Raw genomic sequence first — 16093 nt, 5'->3', positions numbered from 1 at the left:
CGGCCGGAACGCAATACGCGAGATGCGAGATGCGCCGGTGCGGGCGAATGACCCATTGAACGTCACGCGTGTGTCGCGACGCAAACGAGGTTTTGTGACGGGGGGTTTAGAAAAATGAATCGACGAACGCGCCTGCGCGGACCCCGCCTGCGCGCTCAGTGGCCGCGATAGAGCTGCGCGATTTGCTGCGTATTGCCGGCGGGGCGTCGGGCACGTGCGGTGTGCGTGCTCACGCGGTGGAGGGTATGTGGGCGATGCGCGGCACCGTGATTGCCTTTCCAGCCCGCCAGGCGAACCGTGGCGCTGGGGTGCGGCCGGTCGGGTGCGCGCATGGCCGGCGCCGCTCGCGCGACTGCCGTCTGTCCCGCGGGTGCGCGGGCGGCCGCCGGGCCCGGGCTGCCCGGTCGGGCGACCGTCGCCTGCGTTCCGTCAGTCGAATGAAACGGATAGACGGGTGCGGGCAAGACCGGTAGCACGGGGTCGTTCGATGCGTACGGGGCGACATCGCTCGCCATCGCGCGCGAATCATTCGAACCGCGACAGGCGGGATCGGCCTTGCATGTCCGGTCGACCACCACATAGCCGCCAACCAGCAGCACGAGTGTCAGGATGCTCAGGATCGGCGCGGTCGATGCGCGAGGCTGCTGGAACGCCGCGTTGCGAAGCGCGCGCGCGATGCGCGACGACCACGTGTGAAAGGCGCGCGGAGCATGCGTGGCATCCGGTGCGCGGGGGATCGAATCGAACGGCCAGTTCCGCCGTCCGCAGACGGGGCAGTGCTCGAGCGCACGGAAGGCCACGAAGCCGCATTCCCTGCAGCGGAAGCTGGCGGTGCGCCGCGCTTCGGCTCGCGCGGTCAGGATCGCGCGCCAGTCATCGCGTGCGCGAATGGTGCGATTGGGGAGGACTCGCATCGCTGGAAGCGGGTGGGCGCCGTCAACGAGGCGAATGTTCGCCGGCCGTCATGATCCGTTCCGGCACGGCAGCCGATCGGCCCGTGCCGGAATGCAGGGGAGCGTACCTCGTCGACTGTCGTTCGCATGCGGTGTTCATGGGATTCTCCGTGACATCGGGTGCGCGGAACACGTTCGTCCGTGATGGGCTACCGCTTCATTCTTGGTCGCCGGCGCGTGAAACGCAAGGCACAAACCGGCTGTCGTGAGTCGTCGGTTCCACGCTAACCGTCCCGCCGCTGCCGGGCCGCGAGCGTCCCGATGGTCTCCATCGCGTGCTCGACCGCCGGCGTCCACGGCCGGCCGTAATTGAGCCGAAGATAGCGGCGAAATCCACCGGTCGCGGAAAAGATCGGCCCCGGCGCGATGCTGACGCCGCTTTCCATCGCATCGCCGAACAGGTGCATCGCATCCAGGCGCGGCGGCAGTTCGATCCACAGGAAATACCCGCCGCGCGGCGCGAACACTTCGGTGCCGGCCGGAAAATACGCGCGCACGGCCGCGAGCATCTGCGCCTGGTGCGCGGCGAGATTGCGGCGCAGCTTGCGCAGGAAGCGGTCGTACGCGCCGTCGCGCAGGTAGCTCGAAATCGCCATCTGCGCAGGCACGTCGGCCGCCGGCGCGCTTGCGCCCTTCGCCTGACGAATTTGCCGCACGTAGCGTCCGGCCGCGACCCAGCCGATCCGGAACCCGGGCGCGAGGCATTTCGAGAACGAACCGCAATGCAGGACGAGACCGCTGTCGTCGTACAGCTTGGCGGGGCGCGTGGGTGACGTGCCGAAATGCAGCTCGCCGTAGACGTCGTCCTCGATCAGCGGCACGTTGCGTGCCGCGAGCAGGTCGATCAGTGCGCGCTTGCGCTCGTCGGTCAGCGTCGCGCCGGTCGGGTTGTGGAACGACGTCATGAACCAGCAGGCCCGCACCGGATGCGTGTCGAGCGCTTTCTCGAGCGCGTCGAGATCGAGGCCGGTGCGCGGGTCGACCGGAATCTCGACGGCCTTCAGGTGCAGGCGCTGCACGGCCTCCAGGGCAGCATGAAACGCCGGTCGCTCGATCGCGACGATATCGCCGGGGCGCGTCAACGCCTGCAGGCTGAGCGTCAGCGCTTCGAGCGCGCCGGTCGTGATGACGATCTCGTCCATCGGCAACGCCGCACCCGCATTCAGGTAGCGCAGCGCGATCTGGCGGCGCAGCCCGTCGTGGCCGGGCGGCGCGCCGGACAGCAGCGCCGTGCGATCCATGTTGCGGGCCGCCGACGCCATCGCGCGCCACAGGCTGCTCATCGGGAACAGCGAATAGCTGGCGAAGGCGGAGCCGAGCGGGACGATGTTTTCGCATCTGAGCGAGTCGAGCAGCCGGAACAACGTATCGCCGTTGCCCACGGGCGGGGTGGCCGGCTTGCGCGGCGGTTCATGGCCGAACCGCACGCGCTTGTCGTCGAGGTTCGCAACGAAATAACCGGACCGTGCACGCGCGACGATCAGACCCTCGCCTTCGAGCGCGTAGTACGCACGAAACACGGTGGACGGGCTCACGCCATAGGCGCGACACGCGGCGCGCACGGTGGGGATGCGCGTACCGGGGGCCAGATCTCCCCGCCGGATCGACTCGGAAATCGTTCGGGCGAGCTTCGCATAACGCTTCATGCCTGCCTCAAGTCGAGCAGCTTTGTGCCGAAAAAAGAGTAGCACGGCGCGCGCTGCGCCACAGGGTCGTTATCCCGTGATCCGCTCGTTTTTCTCGGGCTCTGATCCTGTTTTTCGGCGCGACGCGCTGGCATGCTTTCGCCCCTCGAGCAATCTTTGTTCCCGACATTGACCGATACGGAATTCACGCTGTCCGCCGGCTGATCCGTGCCCCGTGCGCCTGTGCGTGCGAGGTGTAGTCAGCGGTGTCATGACCCTAACCGGAAAACTTCAGCGTGAAATTGAATACTCTCGTCGCGGGCCTCGTGGCCGGCGTTGCCCTCAACCTCCTCGGCGGCGCCGCGCAGGCCGCCTGCATCAGCAATCCGCCCACGCAATCCAACGCGTCGTTCCCCGCCGCACTGACCGGCAAGCTCGTCTATCACAGCTACGTCAAGTACGGCGACGGCACGAGCCAGCTGTTCCTGTACGACTTCTCGGCCCGTACGCTGACGCAACTGAGCAAAAGCGCGTGGGGCATCACCGATCCGATGAACGGCGTGTTCAGCCCCGACGGCAAGTGGCTCGCGTTCATGGGCATCAGCAACGGCGCATGGAACGTGTTCATGCTGCAGCTCGGCGCCGGCACGCCGCCCGTCAACCTGACCAACAGCACGGGCGCCACCCGCAACGAGGATCCTAAATTCAGCACGGACGGCAAGACGCTCGTGTTCAAGCAGAACGGCGACGTCAAGCAGGCGACGCTGTCGTACACGAGCGCGGGCCCGGTGTTCACGTCGGTCGTGAGCCTGACGAACGCACCCTCCGGCGCCGAATACTCGATGCCGTATCTTTCGCCGGATGCGAGCGCCGTGTACTACGCGGCCGGCACGGGCGCGAACATGGGGCTGATGAAGCGCACGCTCGCGACCGGCGCCACCGCGACGTTCGATCACCCGGCCGGGCTGCAGACGTACTACCCGATCGTGCGTGGGGACGGCATGGTGTTCTACGCGCGCTGGAAAGACAGCGGCCAGGCCGACCAGATCTATGCGAAGACCGCGGACCCGGCGTCGACGCCGAACGCGTTGCCGATCAACGACTGCGTGAGCAACAACTCGGATCCGGCGCCGGTGAGCGGCACCAACTACGTGTTCTTCTCGTCGACGACGGCGGGCGGCTACCAGCTCTACGTCGGTGACGTGACGACCGGCCAGCGCTGGAGCCTGTCGCAGTTCGGCGTGAACGCCGACACGACGAAGGCCAAGCTCGGGTCCAGCTACTACGGCGGCCCGGCCGCCGCGCAGCCGACGCTGCTGTCGCAGGGTCGTCCGGCTGCCGCATCGGCGAGCTACAACGCGTCGCTCACGGCCGACAAGGCGTTCGACGGCAACACCACTAGCACGCGCTGGGATTCGCCGGAAGGCGCGGGCGTCGATCCGCAATGGATCTCCGTGGATCTCGGTGCGACGAAGACGATCAGCAGCATCGATCTCTACTGGGATGCGGGCGCGCTCGTGTATCAGATCCAGACGTCGAACGACAATGCGAACTGGACGACGATCTACTCGACCAACAACGGCGTGTCGTACGGCCACGTGACGTTGCCGAACCTGAACGGGCATGGCCGCTACGTGCGGATGCTCGGCACGAAGCGCGCGACGCCGTGGGGGTATTCGCTCGACGAAATGCAGGTGTGGGGATCGTAAGCGCAAAGAAAAAGCGACCTTCGAGGTCGCTTTTTTTTGCATCAAGCGCGGCGAGGATCACGCATGCAGCACGTGCACCGGAAATGCGGGGCTGGCGCTCGCCGCACCCTGCGCAAGCGGCGCGACCTGCTTGCGGCGCTCGCGGGTCGGCGCGACGCCGAACGCGTCGCGATAGCTCTTGCTGAAATGGCACGCCGACTGGAAGCCGCACGCCATCGTGATGTGCATGATCGACATGTCGGTCTGCAGCAGCAGTTCGCGCGCGCGGCGCAGCCGCAGCGTCAGGTAGTAGTGCGTCGGCGTCATGCCGAGGTGTTCGCGGAACAGGCGCTGCAGTTGCCGCTGCGACATGTTCGCGAGCCGCGCGAGTTCCTCGCGTGACAGTGGCTCCTCGATGTTGTTCTCCATCAGCGAGATCACTTCGAACAGCGACTTGTTCGCGGAGCCGAGGCGCGCGACCAGCGGCATGCGTTGCTGCGCGCTCGTGTCGCGCACGTGTTCGACGATGAACTGCTCGGCGATCTGCGTGACGCGCGCGGTGCCCACGCGCGCGGCGATCAGGTTCAGCATCATGTCGAGCGGCGCGACGCCGCCCGTGCACGTGATGCGGTCGCGGTCGATCACGAACAGCTCCTTCAGGAAGCGCGTGTCCGGAAACTCTTCCTTCAGCGCCGACATGTTCTCCCAGTGGATCGCGCACGCGTAGCCCGCGAGCAGCCCCGACTTCGCGAGCGCATAGGTGCCCGTGCACAGGCTGCCGAGCGGGATGCCCGCGCGCGCGAAGCGGCGCAGCGTCGACAGATGGGCGGGCGTGGTCGCGCGCTGCACGTCGACGCCGCCGCACACGAACACGATGTCGGGCTGCCCCACGCATTCGGCCGGGCCGGTGTCGACCGTCAGGCCGTTGCTCGCGGTGACCGGGCCGCCGTCCGGGCTGATGACCGACCAGCGGTAGAGCGGCTGGCCGCTCAGGTAGTTCGCCATCCGAAGCACCTCGATCGCATTGGTGAACGCGATCATCGTGAAGTTCGGTAACGGCATGAACGCGAAATGGGACAGCGACGCTGTGCGGTCGGGCGACATGGGGAGCGTTCCTAGAATCTCTAATAGCTTTACGCCCGGGGGCACCGATCGGGCTGCGATATTGTGTGAGCCAGCGCAACAAGCGTGCCATACGGCTAAACCCTAGATCCATACGTTGTCTGGCTGAAAGCGGCATGCTGCACTGCACCGTATTCGTGACGGGCTGCACCCCGACCGGGCGGCAATCGCACCGCCGGCGTGCCTGTTCATAGGTGAACTGGCTCGACCACTTTTGTTGGTCATCCGAAAAAGCACGACCGGTCACTTGTATAAAACGGACGCGGATGGCGGAAAAGGCAAAGAACGCGTCTAAATTCATCAATCCGCCGAAAATCCGAACGACAAGAATAGAGCCGTCGGCAGCCTTGTACGGGACGAGCGGGAAACCCAGGCAGGGCGGGCCTTGAGCTTCGGTTTCAGCCCCTTATTCTTCGTCACGGACGCACTATGTCGAACACCCAGCCTTTCTTCTCGCAGCCCCTTGCCGAGCGCGACGCGCCGGTGCGCAGCGCCATCCTGAAGGAACTCGAGCGTCAGCAGTCGCAGGTCGAGCTGATCGCGTCGGAAAACATCGTGTCGCGCGCCGTGCTCGAGGCGCAGGGCTCGGTGCTGACCAACAAGTACGCGGAAGGCTATCCCGGCAAGCGCTATTACGGCGGCTGCGAATTCGCGGATGAAGTCGAGGCGCTGGCAATCGAGCGCGTCAAGCAGATCTTCAATGCCGGCTATGCCAACGTGCAGCCGCACTCGGGCGCGCAGGCGAACGGCTCGGTGATGCTCGCGCTGGCCAAGCCGGGCGACACGGTGCTCGGCATGTCGCTCGACGCGGGCGGCCACCTGACGCACGGCGCGAAGCCGGCGCTGTCGGGCAAGTGGTTCAATGCCGTGCAGTACGGCGTGAACCGCGACACGATGCGGATCGACTACGACCAGGTCGAGGCGCTCGCGCACGAGCACAAGCCGAACCTGATCATCGCCGGCTTCTCGGCCTACCCGCGTGCGCTCGACTTCGCGCGCTTCCGTGCGATCGCCGACAGCGTCGGCGCGAAGCTGATGGTCGACATGGCGCACATCGCCGGCGTGATCGCCGCGGGCCGCCACGCGAACCCGGTCGAGCATGCGCACGTCGTCACGTCGACCACCCACAAGACGCTGCGCGGCCCGCGCGGCGGCTTCGTGCTGACCAACGACGAGGACATCGCGAAGAAGATCAACTCGGCCGTGTTCCCCGGCCTGCAGGGCGGCCCGCTGATGCACGTGATCGCCGGCAAGGCCGTCGCGTTCGGCGAAGTGCTGCATGCAGACTTCAAGACCTACATCGACAACGTGCTCGCGAACGCGCAGGCGCTCGGCGAAGTGCTGAAGGCCGGCGGCGTCGATCTCGTCACGGGCGGCACCGACAACCACCTGCTGCTGGTCGACCTGCGTCCGAAGGGCCTGAAGGGCGCGCCGGTCGAGCAGGCGCTGGAGCGCGCGGGCATCACCTGCAACAAGAACGGCATCCCGTTCGACACCGAGAAGCCGACCGTCACGTCGGGCATCCGCCTGGGCACACCGGCCGGCACGACGCGCGGCTTCGGCGTCGCGGAGTTCCGCGAGGTGGGCCGCCTGATCCTGGAAGTGTTCGATGCGCTGCGCGCGAACCCGGAAGGCGACCACGCGACCGAACAGCGCGTGCGCCGCGAGATCTTCGCGTTGTGCGAACGCTTCCCGATCTATTGATCCCACCGACCCGACAATACTGGAGCAACACATGAGCACGCTGCATCAAGACAGCATCATCATCGACGGGCTGAACATCTCGAAGTTCGAGAAGCCGGTGTTCGAAGACATGCGCAAGGGTGGCATCACGGCCGCCAACTGCACGGTGTCGGTGTGGGAAAACTTCACCAAGACCGTCGACAACATCGGCGTGATGAAGAAGAAGATCCGCGACAACAGCGAGCTGCTGACGCTGGTGCGCACGACGGAAGACATCTTCCGCGCGAAGAAGGAAGACAAGACCGGCGTGATCCTCGGCTTCCAGAACGCGCACGCGTTCGAGGACAACATCGGCTACATCGAAGCGTTCGCCGACATGGGCGTGCGCGTCGTGCAGCTCTGCTACAACACGCAGAACCTGGTCGGCACCGGTTGCTACGAACGTGACGGCGGCCTGTCGGACTTCGGCCGCGAAGTGATCACGGAGATGAACCGCGTCGGCATCATGGTCGACCTGTCGCACGTGGGCGGCAATACGTCGTCGGAAGCGATCGCGTTCTCGAAGAAGCCGGTGTGCTATTCGCATTGCCTGCCGTCGGGCCTGAAGGAGCATCCGCGCAACAAGAGCGACGAACAGCTGAAGGAAATCGCCGATGCGGGCGGCTTCGTCGGCGTGACGATGTTCGCGCCGTTCCTCAAGCGCGGGATCGAAGCGAACATCGACGACTACATCGAGGCGATCGACTACGTCGTGAACCTGATCGGCGAGGATGCGGTCGGCATCGGCACGGACTTCACGCAGGATTACGCGAAGGAATTCTTCGACATGCTGACGCATGACAAGGGCCGCTATCGCCAGCTGACGAACTTCGGCAAGGTGATCAACCCGGACGGCATCCGCACGATCGGCGAATTCCCGAACCTGACGGCGGCGATGGAACGCCACGGCTGGAAGGAGTCGCGTATCCGCAAGATCATGGGCGAGAACTGGGTGCGCGTGTTCAAGGACGTGTGGGGCGCATAAGCGCCGCGAACGCCGAACCCCCTTCAGCGATTCAACATTAAAAGAAATCGGGACGTGCCCGTGCAAGCCGCACGGGCGCGCGGACGATGTCGCGCCGGCGCACTGAGCCGCGCGGCCACTTTCCTCACGGAGTCACCACGATGCAACCGCAACTGCCGATCAACGTCGATCCCGATACCGGCGTCTGGACCACCGACGCGCTGCCGATGCTGTACGTGCCGCGTCACTTCTTCACGAACAACCACGTCGCCGTCGAGGAAGCGCTCGGCGTCGAAGCGTATGCCGAGATCCTCTACAAGGCCGGCTACAAGTCCGCCTACCACTGGTGCGACAAGGAAGCGAAGCTGCACGGCCTGACCGGCATGGCCGTGTTCGAGCACTACCTGAAGCGCCTGTCGCAGCGCGGCTGGGGGCTGTTCTCGATCATCGAGGCCGACCCGGCCAGCGCGCGCGCGAAGATCGAGCTGCGCCACTCGTCGTTCGTGCTCCAGCAGCCGGGCAAGGAAGGCAAGCTCTGCTACATGTTCGCGGGCTGGTTCGCCGGCGCGATGGACTGGGTCAACGACACGACACCGGAAGGCAAGGGCGCGCCGCGTGCGCAATCTAAGGAAGTGCAGTGCGCGGCCGAGCATCACGACCACTGCGTCTTCGAAGTGTCGCCGATCGCGCACTGACGCCCTGACGCACGGATTCACCGAAGCACAACAACACCCGCAACACGAGACATTCGAACGCCAGAGGTCGCCAGCGATGCGTTATCCCCACCTGTTCAAACCCATGCAGCTGAACCAGCTGACGCTGCGCAACCGGATCGTCAGCACCGCGCATGCGGAGGTGTATGCCGAGCCGGGCGGCCTGCCGGGCGACCGCTATATCCGCTACTACGAAGAAAAGGCGAAGGGCGGCGTGGGCCTCGCGATCTGCGGCGGGTCGAGCCCGGTGTCGATCGACAGCCCGCAGGGCTGGTGGAAATCGGTGAACCTGTCGACCGACAAGATCATCGATCCGCTCACGCGCCTCGCCGACACGATGCACAAGCACGGCGCGAAGATCATGATCCAGGCGACGCACATGGGCCGCCGCTCGTCGTTCCACGGCGAGCACTGGCCGCACCTGATGTCGCCGTCGGGCGTGCGCGAACCCGTGCACCGCGGCAACGCGAAGATCATCGAGATCGAGGAAATCCGCCGCATCATCGGTGACTTCGCGGCCGCCGCGAAGCGCGTGAAGGCGGCCGGCATGGACGGCATCGAAATCTCGGCCGCCCACCAGCACCTGATCGACCAGTTCTGGAGCAAGCGTTCGAACCACCGCACCGACGAATGGGGCGGCAGCCTGGAGAACCGCCTGCGCTTCGGCATCGAAGTGCTGACGGCCGTGCGCGAGGCGGTGGGCAAGGACTTCTGCGTCGGCCTGCGCATGTGCGGCGACGAATTCCACGAGGACGGCCTCGATCACGAAGCGCTGAAGGAAATCGCGCAGGCGATGTCGGAGACGGGCCTGATCGACTACCTGAGCGTGGTCGGCTCGGGCGGTGACACGCACAACACGATCGCCAACTGCATGCCGCCGATGGCGCTGCCGCCGGAGCCGTTCGTGCACCTCGCGGCCGGCATCAAGTCGGTCGTGAAGATTCCGGTGATGCACGCGCAGAGCATCCGCGATGCGGGCCAGGCGGAGCGCCTGCTCGCGACCGGCATGATCGACCTGGTCGGCATGACGCGCGCGCAGATCGCCGATCCGCACATGGTGATCAAGATCCGCGACGGCCGCGAGGACGAAATCAAGCAGTGCGTCGGCGCGAACTACTGCATCGACCGCCAGTACAACGGCCTCGACGTGCTGTGCATCCAGAACGCGGCGACGTCGCGCGAAGCGACGATGCCGCACATCATCGAGAAGTCGCGCGGCCCGAAGCGCAAGGTCGTGGTGGTCGGCGCGGGCCCCGCGGGGCTCGAGGCCGCACGTGTCGCGAAGCTGCGCGGCCACGACGTCGTGCTGTTCGAGAAGAATGCCGAAGTGGGCGGCCAGGTGATGATCGCCGCGAAGGCGCCGCAGCGCGAACAGATGTCGGGGATCATCCGCTGGTTCGACATGGAAACGAAGCGCCTGGGCGTCGACCGCCGTCTCGGCGTGGCCGCCGATGAGAAGATGATCATGGCCGAGAAGCCGGACATCGTCGTGCTCGCGACGGGCGGGTCGAGCTTCACGTGGCAGGTGCCGGGCTGGGGCGTGGCCGAGGGGCTGGCCGTCAGCTCGTGGGACATCCTGACCGGCAAGGTCGAGCCGAAGCAGAACGTGCTGCTGTTCGACGGCGTGAGCACGCATGCGGGCGCCGGCGTGGCCGACTTCATGGCGAGCCGCGGCTCGAAGGTCGAGGTCGTCACGCCGGACGTGAAGGTCGCCGACGATTGCGGCGGCACGACGTTCCCGATCTTCTATCGCCGCCTGTACGCATTCGGCGTGATCCCGACGCCGAACACGATGCTCGATCGCGTCTACGAAGAGGACGGCAAGCTGATCGCCGTGCTGCGCAACGAGTACACGGAAGAACTGGAGGAGCGCGCGGTCGACCAGGTGGTGATCGAGAACGGCTCGTCGCCGAACGACGAGCTGTACTGGAAGCTCAAGCCGGAATCGGTGAACCGCGGCCAGATCGATCCGCACACGCTGTTCGCGGCCGAGCCGCAGCCGTGCCTGTCGGAAGAGCTCGGCAACGGCCGTTTCCTGCTGTTCCGTGTCGGCGACTGCATCTCGATGCACAACGTCCACGGGGCGATCTACGACTCGCTGCGTCTCGTGAAGGATTTCTAAACGATGAACCCGTCCTTCCTCATTACCGCCCTGTTGTGGCTGTCGGTGGCGGGGCTCGCATTCGCGGTCGCGAAGCGCTCGTCCTACTGGCGTCTGGGCCGGGCCACCGCGCCCGGCTCGTTCGGCGTCGCGAACCTGTTCGCGATCCCGAAGCGCTACTTCGTCGACCTGCACCACGTGGTCGCCCGTGATCCGTACATCGCGAAGACGCACGTCGCGACGGCCGGCGGCGCGATCGGCGCGCTCGCGCTGGTGTTCATCAACTACGGCCTCGCGATCTACTCGCCGTGGCTCGACAAGCTGATCTTCCTCGCGGCGCTCGCGATGCTGGTCGGCGCGGTGTTCGTGTGGCGCCGGCGTGCGGCCAAGGACGTGCCGGCCCGCCTGTCGCGCGGCCCGTGGAATACGCTGCCCTGGTTGCTCGGCTCGTTCGCGCTCGGCCTCGTGCTGTTCATGCTGGTGCCGACCGGCGCGATGTCGGGCGCGTTCGCGGTGCTCTGCGCCGTGCTGATCGGTGTCGGCGCCTTCACGATGACGGTCGGCGCCGCGAAGGGCGGCCCGATGAAGCATGCGATCGCAGGCCTCCTGCACCTGGCCTTCCACCCGCGCCAGGAACGCTTCGCGGCCACCCGCGACTCGTTCACGGGCAACGGTACGGCCACGCCGCCGACCGCGCTGAAGCTGCCGGACATCGAGCATCAGGAGTACGGCGTCGAGAAGCCGGTCGAATTCCGCTGGAACCAGCTGCTGAGCTTCGACGCGTGCGTGCAGTGCGGCAAGTGCGAAGCCGCGTGCCCCGCGTTCGCGTCGGGCCAGCCGCTGAACCCGAAGAAGCTGATCCAGGATCTGGTCGTCGGGATGGCGGGCGGCACCGATGCGGCGTACGCGGGCAGCCCGTCGCCGGGCCTCGCGGTCGGCCAGCATCGCGGCGAGCCGAACGGCCCGATCGTGTCGGGTCTGATCGAAGAGCAGACGCTGTGGTCGTGCACCACCTGCCGCGCGTGCGTGCAGGAATGCCCGATGCTGATCGAGCACGTCGACGCGATCGTCGACATGCGCCGCAACCGCACGCTCGTGCACGGCACGGTGCCGGGCAAGGGCCAGGAAGTGCTCGCGAACCTGCGCGAGACGGGCACGATGGGCGGCTACGACACGGCCGCGCGCTACGACTGGTCGGTCGACCTGAGCGCACCGGTCGCGCAACCGGGCAAGCCGGTCGACGTGCTGTTCGTTGCAGGTGAAGGCGCGTTCGACATGCGCTACCAGCGCACGCTGCGCGCATTCGTCAAGGTGCTGAACAAGGCGGGTGTCGACTACGCGGTGCTCGGTTCGACCGAGACCGACACGGGCGACGTCGCCCGCCGGCTCGGCGACGAAGCGACGTTCCAGCAGATGGCGAAGCGCCTGATCGGCACGCTCGGCACGCTGTCGTACCAGCAGATCGTGACGGCCGACCCGCACGTGATGCACAGCCTGCGCAACGAATACCGTGCGCTCGGGCTGCGCGTGACGGTCAAGCACCACACGACTTTCCTCGCCGAATTGGCCGACAGCGGCAAGATCGCGCCGAAGGCCGTCGAAGCGCTGCAGGACAAGCGGACCACGTATCACGATCCGTGCTACCTCGGCCGCTACAACGGCGAGACGGAAGCGCCGCGCAAGCTGCTGAAGACGATCGGCATCCAGGTCGTCGAGATGGAGCGCAACGGCATGCGCGGCCGCTGCTGCGGCGGTGGCGGCGGTGCGCCGCTGACCGACATCCCCGGCAAGCAGCGCATTCCCGACATCCGCATCGCCGACGCCCGCACGATCGGCGCGGACGTGGTCGCGGTTGCCTGCCCGAACTGCACGGCGATGCTCGAAGGCGTCGTGGGCCCGCGCCCCGACGTGCTCGACGTGGCCGAACTCGTTGCCGCCTCGCTGGAGTGAATCGATGAACACGATCAAACGAATCGATCCGCGCCGGCCGTTCATCATCACGGCCGCCGGCCTGAAGCGCATCACGCTCGGCGAGGAAGGCAGCGCCGATGCGAACGCCGTGCACGGGTTCGCGCATGGTCATGGCGCAGCGGCCGCGAAGCCGCGCCGCGCGGTGCAGGATCCGAAGCACGTGATGCTGGTGGTCGCGCACAGTGAACGCGGCGCGCTCGACGATCATTCGCGGCAGGCGATCGCCGCCGCCGCATTGCTCGCCGATGCGCAGACCGAAGTCGCGCTGCTCGCGTTCGGCGAGCTGAAGGACGACATGGCCGAACTGGGCGTCGACAAGCTGCTGGAACTCGCCGGCTTCGATCGCCGCGCGTTCGACCCTGAAAGCGAATTGCAAGCGCTGCAGGCCTGCGTGGCGGCGCTCGCGCCGCAACACGTGTTCGTGCCCGACAACGCGACGGGCGACGGTGATCTCGGCCGGCGTTACGCGGCGGCCGCCGGCGCGAGCGTCGCGGCGCACGTCGTCGAGATCGATGCGAAGCATGTCGGCGCGTATGCGCAGGCCGGGCGCGCGTTTGCCACCCGAGCGCTGCCCGATGTGATCCTGCTCGCGCAGAACGCGGTCGACGCGAAGCTGCCGTTCGTCGGTGCGGGCGAACGGCTGGCCGCCGACTTCATCCGCCCGGCGCACGACGCCGCGCAACCGTACCGCGATCTCGGCCTCGACGAAATCGACGCGGCCCAGGTCGCGCTCGAGGAAGCCGATTTCATCGTATCGGCCGGCAACGGCGTGTGCGACATCGGCGCGTTCGAGCGGCTGGCCGGCGCATTCGGCGCGGCGATCGGCGCAAGCCGCGTCGCGGTCGACAACGGCCACTTCACGCGCGACAAGCAGGTCGGTGCGACCGGCAAGACGGTCGAGGCAAGCGTCTACATCGCGTTCGGCATCTCGGGCGCGGTGCAGCACCTGCAGGGGATCAAGGATTGCCGCCACGTGATCGCGGTGAACCTCGACGGCAGCGCGCCGATCGCGAAGCGCGCGAACCTGACGGTGGTCGGCGACGCGCAGGGCACGATCGCCGCACTGATCGAACAGGTGCAGGCCGCGCGCGCCGCGCGTGGCGAATCGCCGGCCGCGGTCGGCACCCGTGAACCGGAAGGAGTCGCCGCATGAACGCCCCCCGCCAGTTGCAACGCATCGCGGTGCTCGTGTCCGTCGGCCGCCATCCGGTCAGCGGTGTCGCGCGCTATAGCCGCAACGACGCGGCCGCGCTCGAAACCGGCCGCCAGCTCGCGGAGCGGCATCGCGCGAAGCTCGACGTGATCCATGCGGGCGACCCCGCGAATGCGGCGCTTGCCGAATATCTCGCGCTCGGCGCCCGGGAGGTCGAGGTGCTGGCCTGCCGCGACGGCGACGACGCCGTGCATGCGCTCGCCGCGCGCGTCGAGGGCTACGACCTCGTGCTGACCGGCACGCGCGCCGAGGGCGCGTACGACACCGGCATGCTGCCGTATCGCGTCGCCGCGGCGCTCGGCTATCCGCTGGTGGGTTCGGCCGTCGACGTGACGGTCGAAGGCGGTCGCGTGGCCGTCCGGCAATTTTTGCCGAAGGGGCTGCGGCGGCGTGTCGACGCGGCGCTGCCGGCCGTCGTCGCCGTCCATCCGCTTGCCAATGCCGAGCCGCGCTATGCGTATGCGCGGCTGCGCGCCGGCGCGATCCGGCCGGCGCTCGCGGCGCCCGGCGCGGACGCCGACGCGGCCGCGTGGAAGGTCGGCCCGATCGAGCGTAAACCCGTAAAGCTGGTCGCTGCCGAGAAGCGCTCCGGGCATGCCCGGATGCTGTCCGCGACGACGACCGAAAGCCGTGGCGGCAACGTCGTAAATGAAGGGAGTTCGGTCGAAAAAGCACAAGTGATCCTCGCGTATTTGCGCGAGCATCAGCTCATCGACTACTGATTTTGATGCCTGTCGGCAAGAACCCAGGGATGCAAGGAATCCGGAGCAAACGATGAAAGTATCGGCAGACATTCGTGCATTGATCGAGCGGCGCAAGGAAGGGCACAGCCTCGAAGCGCCGTTCTACACGAGCGAGGACATCTTCGCGCTCGACATGGAGGCGATTTTCCGCCAGCACTGGATCCAGGTGGCGGTCGAGCCGGACATTCCGGAGCCGGGCGACTACGTGACCGTGGAACTGGGGAGCGATTCGATCCTGATCGTGCGCGACGACGACATGGCGATCCGCGCGTTCCACAACGTGTGCCGTCACCGCGGCGCGCGCCTGTGCAATGAAGACAAAGGCTCGGTCGGCAACATCGTGTGCCCGTACCACAGCTGGACCTACAACCTGACGGGCCAGCTGATGTTCGCCGAGCACATGGGCGAGAAGTTCGACCGCTGCAAGCACAGCCTGAAGTCGGTGCACGTCGAGAACCTCGCGGGCCTGATCTTCGTCTGCCTCGCCGACGAGCCGCCCGCCGACTTCGCGCAGCTGCGCGCCGAGATGGAGCCGTACCTGCTGCCGCACGATCTGCCGAACACGAAGATCGCCGCGCAGGTCGACCTCATCGAGGAAGGCAACTGGAAGCTCACGATGGAGAACAACCGCGAGTGCTATCACTGCGTCGCGAACCATCCGGAGCTCACCATCTCGCTGTACGAATACGGCTTCGGCTACCAGCGCTCCGACGCGAACGCCGAAGGCATGGACGCGTTCGCGGAAACCTGCGTGCGGCGCGGCAAGGAGTGGGCCGAGATGGGCCTGCCGTCCGAAGAGATCGAGAAGCTGCTCGACGTGACGGGCTTCCGCACGCAGCGCCTGCCGCTCGATCGCCACGGCGAATCGCAGACGCTCGATGCGAAGGTCGCGTCGAAGAAGCTGCTCGGCGGCTTCGACAAGGCCGACCTCGGCGGGCTGTCGTTCTGGACGCAGCCGAACTCGTGGCACCACTTCATGAGCGATCACATCGTGACGTTCTCGGTGATCCCGCTGTCGGCCGGCAAGACGCTCGTGCGCACGAAGTGGCTCGTGCACAAGGACGCGAAGGAAGGCATCGATTACGACGTGAAGAATCTCACGGCCGTGTGGAACGCGACCAACGACCAGGATCGCGCGCTCGTCGAGTTCTCGCAGCGCGGCGCGACCAGCAGCGCGTACGAGCCGGGCCCGTATTCGCCGTTCACGGAAGGTCTCGTCGAAAAATTCTCGGCCTGGTACATCGGCCGGCTCGCCGAAAAAACCGGCGCGTAGTACCC

General features: G+C 66.7%; 12 protein-coding genes. 9 read left to right on the top strand and 3 right to left on the bottom strand.

The features are described from left to right. Positions 1-155: 155 nt before the first annotated feature. Both QZM35_RS17080 and QZM35_RS17075 read right to left on the bottom strand, forming a co-directional pair. Positions 156-914 carry a hypothetical protein gene (locus QZM35_RS17080; RefSeq protein ID WP_301776432.1) on the bottom strand — a complete coding sequence of 253 codons (759 nt, stop codon included), beginning with the start codon at positions 912-914 and terminating at the stop codon, positions 156-158. A gap of 263 nt (positions 915-1177) precedes the next feature. Further along, positions 1178-2599, bottom strand: a complete 1422-nt coding sequence (locus QZM35_RS17075; protein ID WP_301776431.1) for a PLP-dependent aminotransferase family protein — start codon at positions 2597-2599, stop codon at positions 1178-1180. A 275-nt stretch (positions 2600-2874) separates the two neighbouring features. On the opposite strand from QZM35_RS17075, the gene QZM35_RS17070 reads away from it, so the two are divergent. Continuing rightward, a complete protein-coding gene (locus QZM35_RS17070; RefSeq protein ID WP_301776430.1) occupies positions 2875-4287 on the top strand; it encodes a discoidin domain-containing protein in 1413 nt (470 codons plus the stop codon). Between the two features lie 57 nt (positions 4288-4344). Here the strand turns inward: QZM35_RS17070 and QZM35_RS17065 are convergent, their stop codons facing one another. Beyond that, positions 4345-5370: a GlxA family transcriptional regulator gene (locus tag QZM35_RS17065; RefSeq protein ID WP_089426837.1), complete on the bottom strand. Its 1026-nt coding sequence runs from the start codon at positions 5368-5370 to the stop codon at positions 4345-4347. Between the two features lie 447 nt (positions 5371-5817). On the opposite strand from QZM35_RS17065, the gene QZM35_RS17060 reads away from it, so the two are divergent. The 8 genes from QZM35_RS17060 (at position 5818) to QZM35_RS17025 (ending at position 16088) form a co-directional block, all read left to right on the top strand. After that, positions 5818-7092: a serine hydroxymethyltransferase gene (locus QZM35_RS17060; RefSeq protein ID WP_059239231.1), complete on the top strand. Its 1275-nt coding sequence runs from the start codon at positions 5818-5820 to the stop codon at positions 7090-7092. A 31-nt stretch (positions 7093-7123) separates the two neighbouring features. Further along, positions 7124-8095 (top strand): dipeptidase, encoded by a 972-nt coding sequence (locus QZM35_RS17055; protein ID WP_042588480.1) that lies wholly within the window; start codon positions 7124-7126, stop codon positions 8093-8095. A 140-nt stretch (positions 8096-8235) separates the two neighbouring features. Then, entirely contained in the window at positions 8236-8769 is a 534-nt protein-coding gene (locus QZM35_RS17050; RefSeq protein ID WP_006488993.1) for a DUF5943 domain-containing protein, read from the top strand. A 76-nt stretch (positions 8770-8845) separates the two neighbouring features. Next, complete coding sequence (locus QZM35_RS17045) at positions 8846-10909, top strand: NADH:flavin oxidoreductase (RefSeq protein ID WP_021160633.1); 2064 nt, start codon at positions 8846-8848, stop codon at positions 10907-10909. A gap of 3 nt (positions 10910-10912) precedes the next feature. After that, entirely contained in the window at positions 10913-12838 is a 1926-nt protein-coding gene (locus tag QZM35_RS17040) for a (Fe-S)-binding protein (RefSeq protein ID WP_301776429.1), read from the top strand. A 4-nt stretch (positions 12839-12842) separates the two neighbouring features. Then, a complete protein-coding gene (locus QZM35_RS17035; protein ID WP_301776428.1) occupies positions 12843-14012 on the top strand; it encodes an electron transfer flavoprotein subunit alpha/FixB family protein in 1170 nt (389 codons plus the stop codon). Further along, complete coding sequence (locus QZM35_RS17030) at positions 14009-14794, top strand: electron transfer flavoprotein subunit beta/FixA family protein (protein ID WP_089433121.1); 786 nt, start codon at positions 14009-14011, stop codon at positions 14792-14794. Before QZM35_RS17035 ends, QZM35_RS17030 begins: the two co-directional genes overlap by 4 nt. 52 nt (positions 14795-14846) lie before the next feature. Next, positions 14847-16088: an aromatic ring-hydroxylating dioxygenase subunit alpha gene (locus tag QZM35_RS17025; RefSeq protein WP_301776427.1), complete on the top strand. Its 1242-nt coding sequence runs from the start codon at positions 14847-14849 to the stop codon at positions 16086-16088. The last annotated feature ends 5 nt before the right edge of the window (positions 16089-16093 follow it).

Source organism: Burkholderia sp. AU45274 (assembly GCF_030482505.1).
Lineage (GTDB): Bacteria > Pseudomonadota > Gammaproteobacteria > Burkholderiales > Burkholderiaceae > Burkholderia.
Note: the sequence above shows the minus strand (reverse complement) of the source record. Positions and strands in the feature narration are given on the sequence as shown.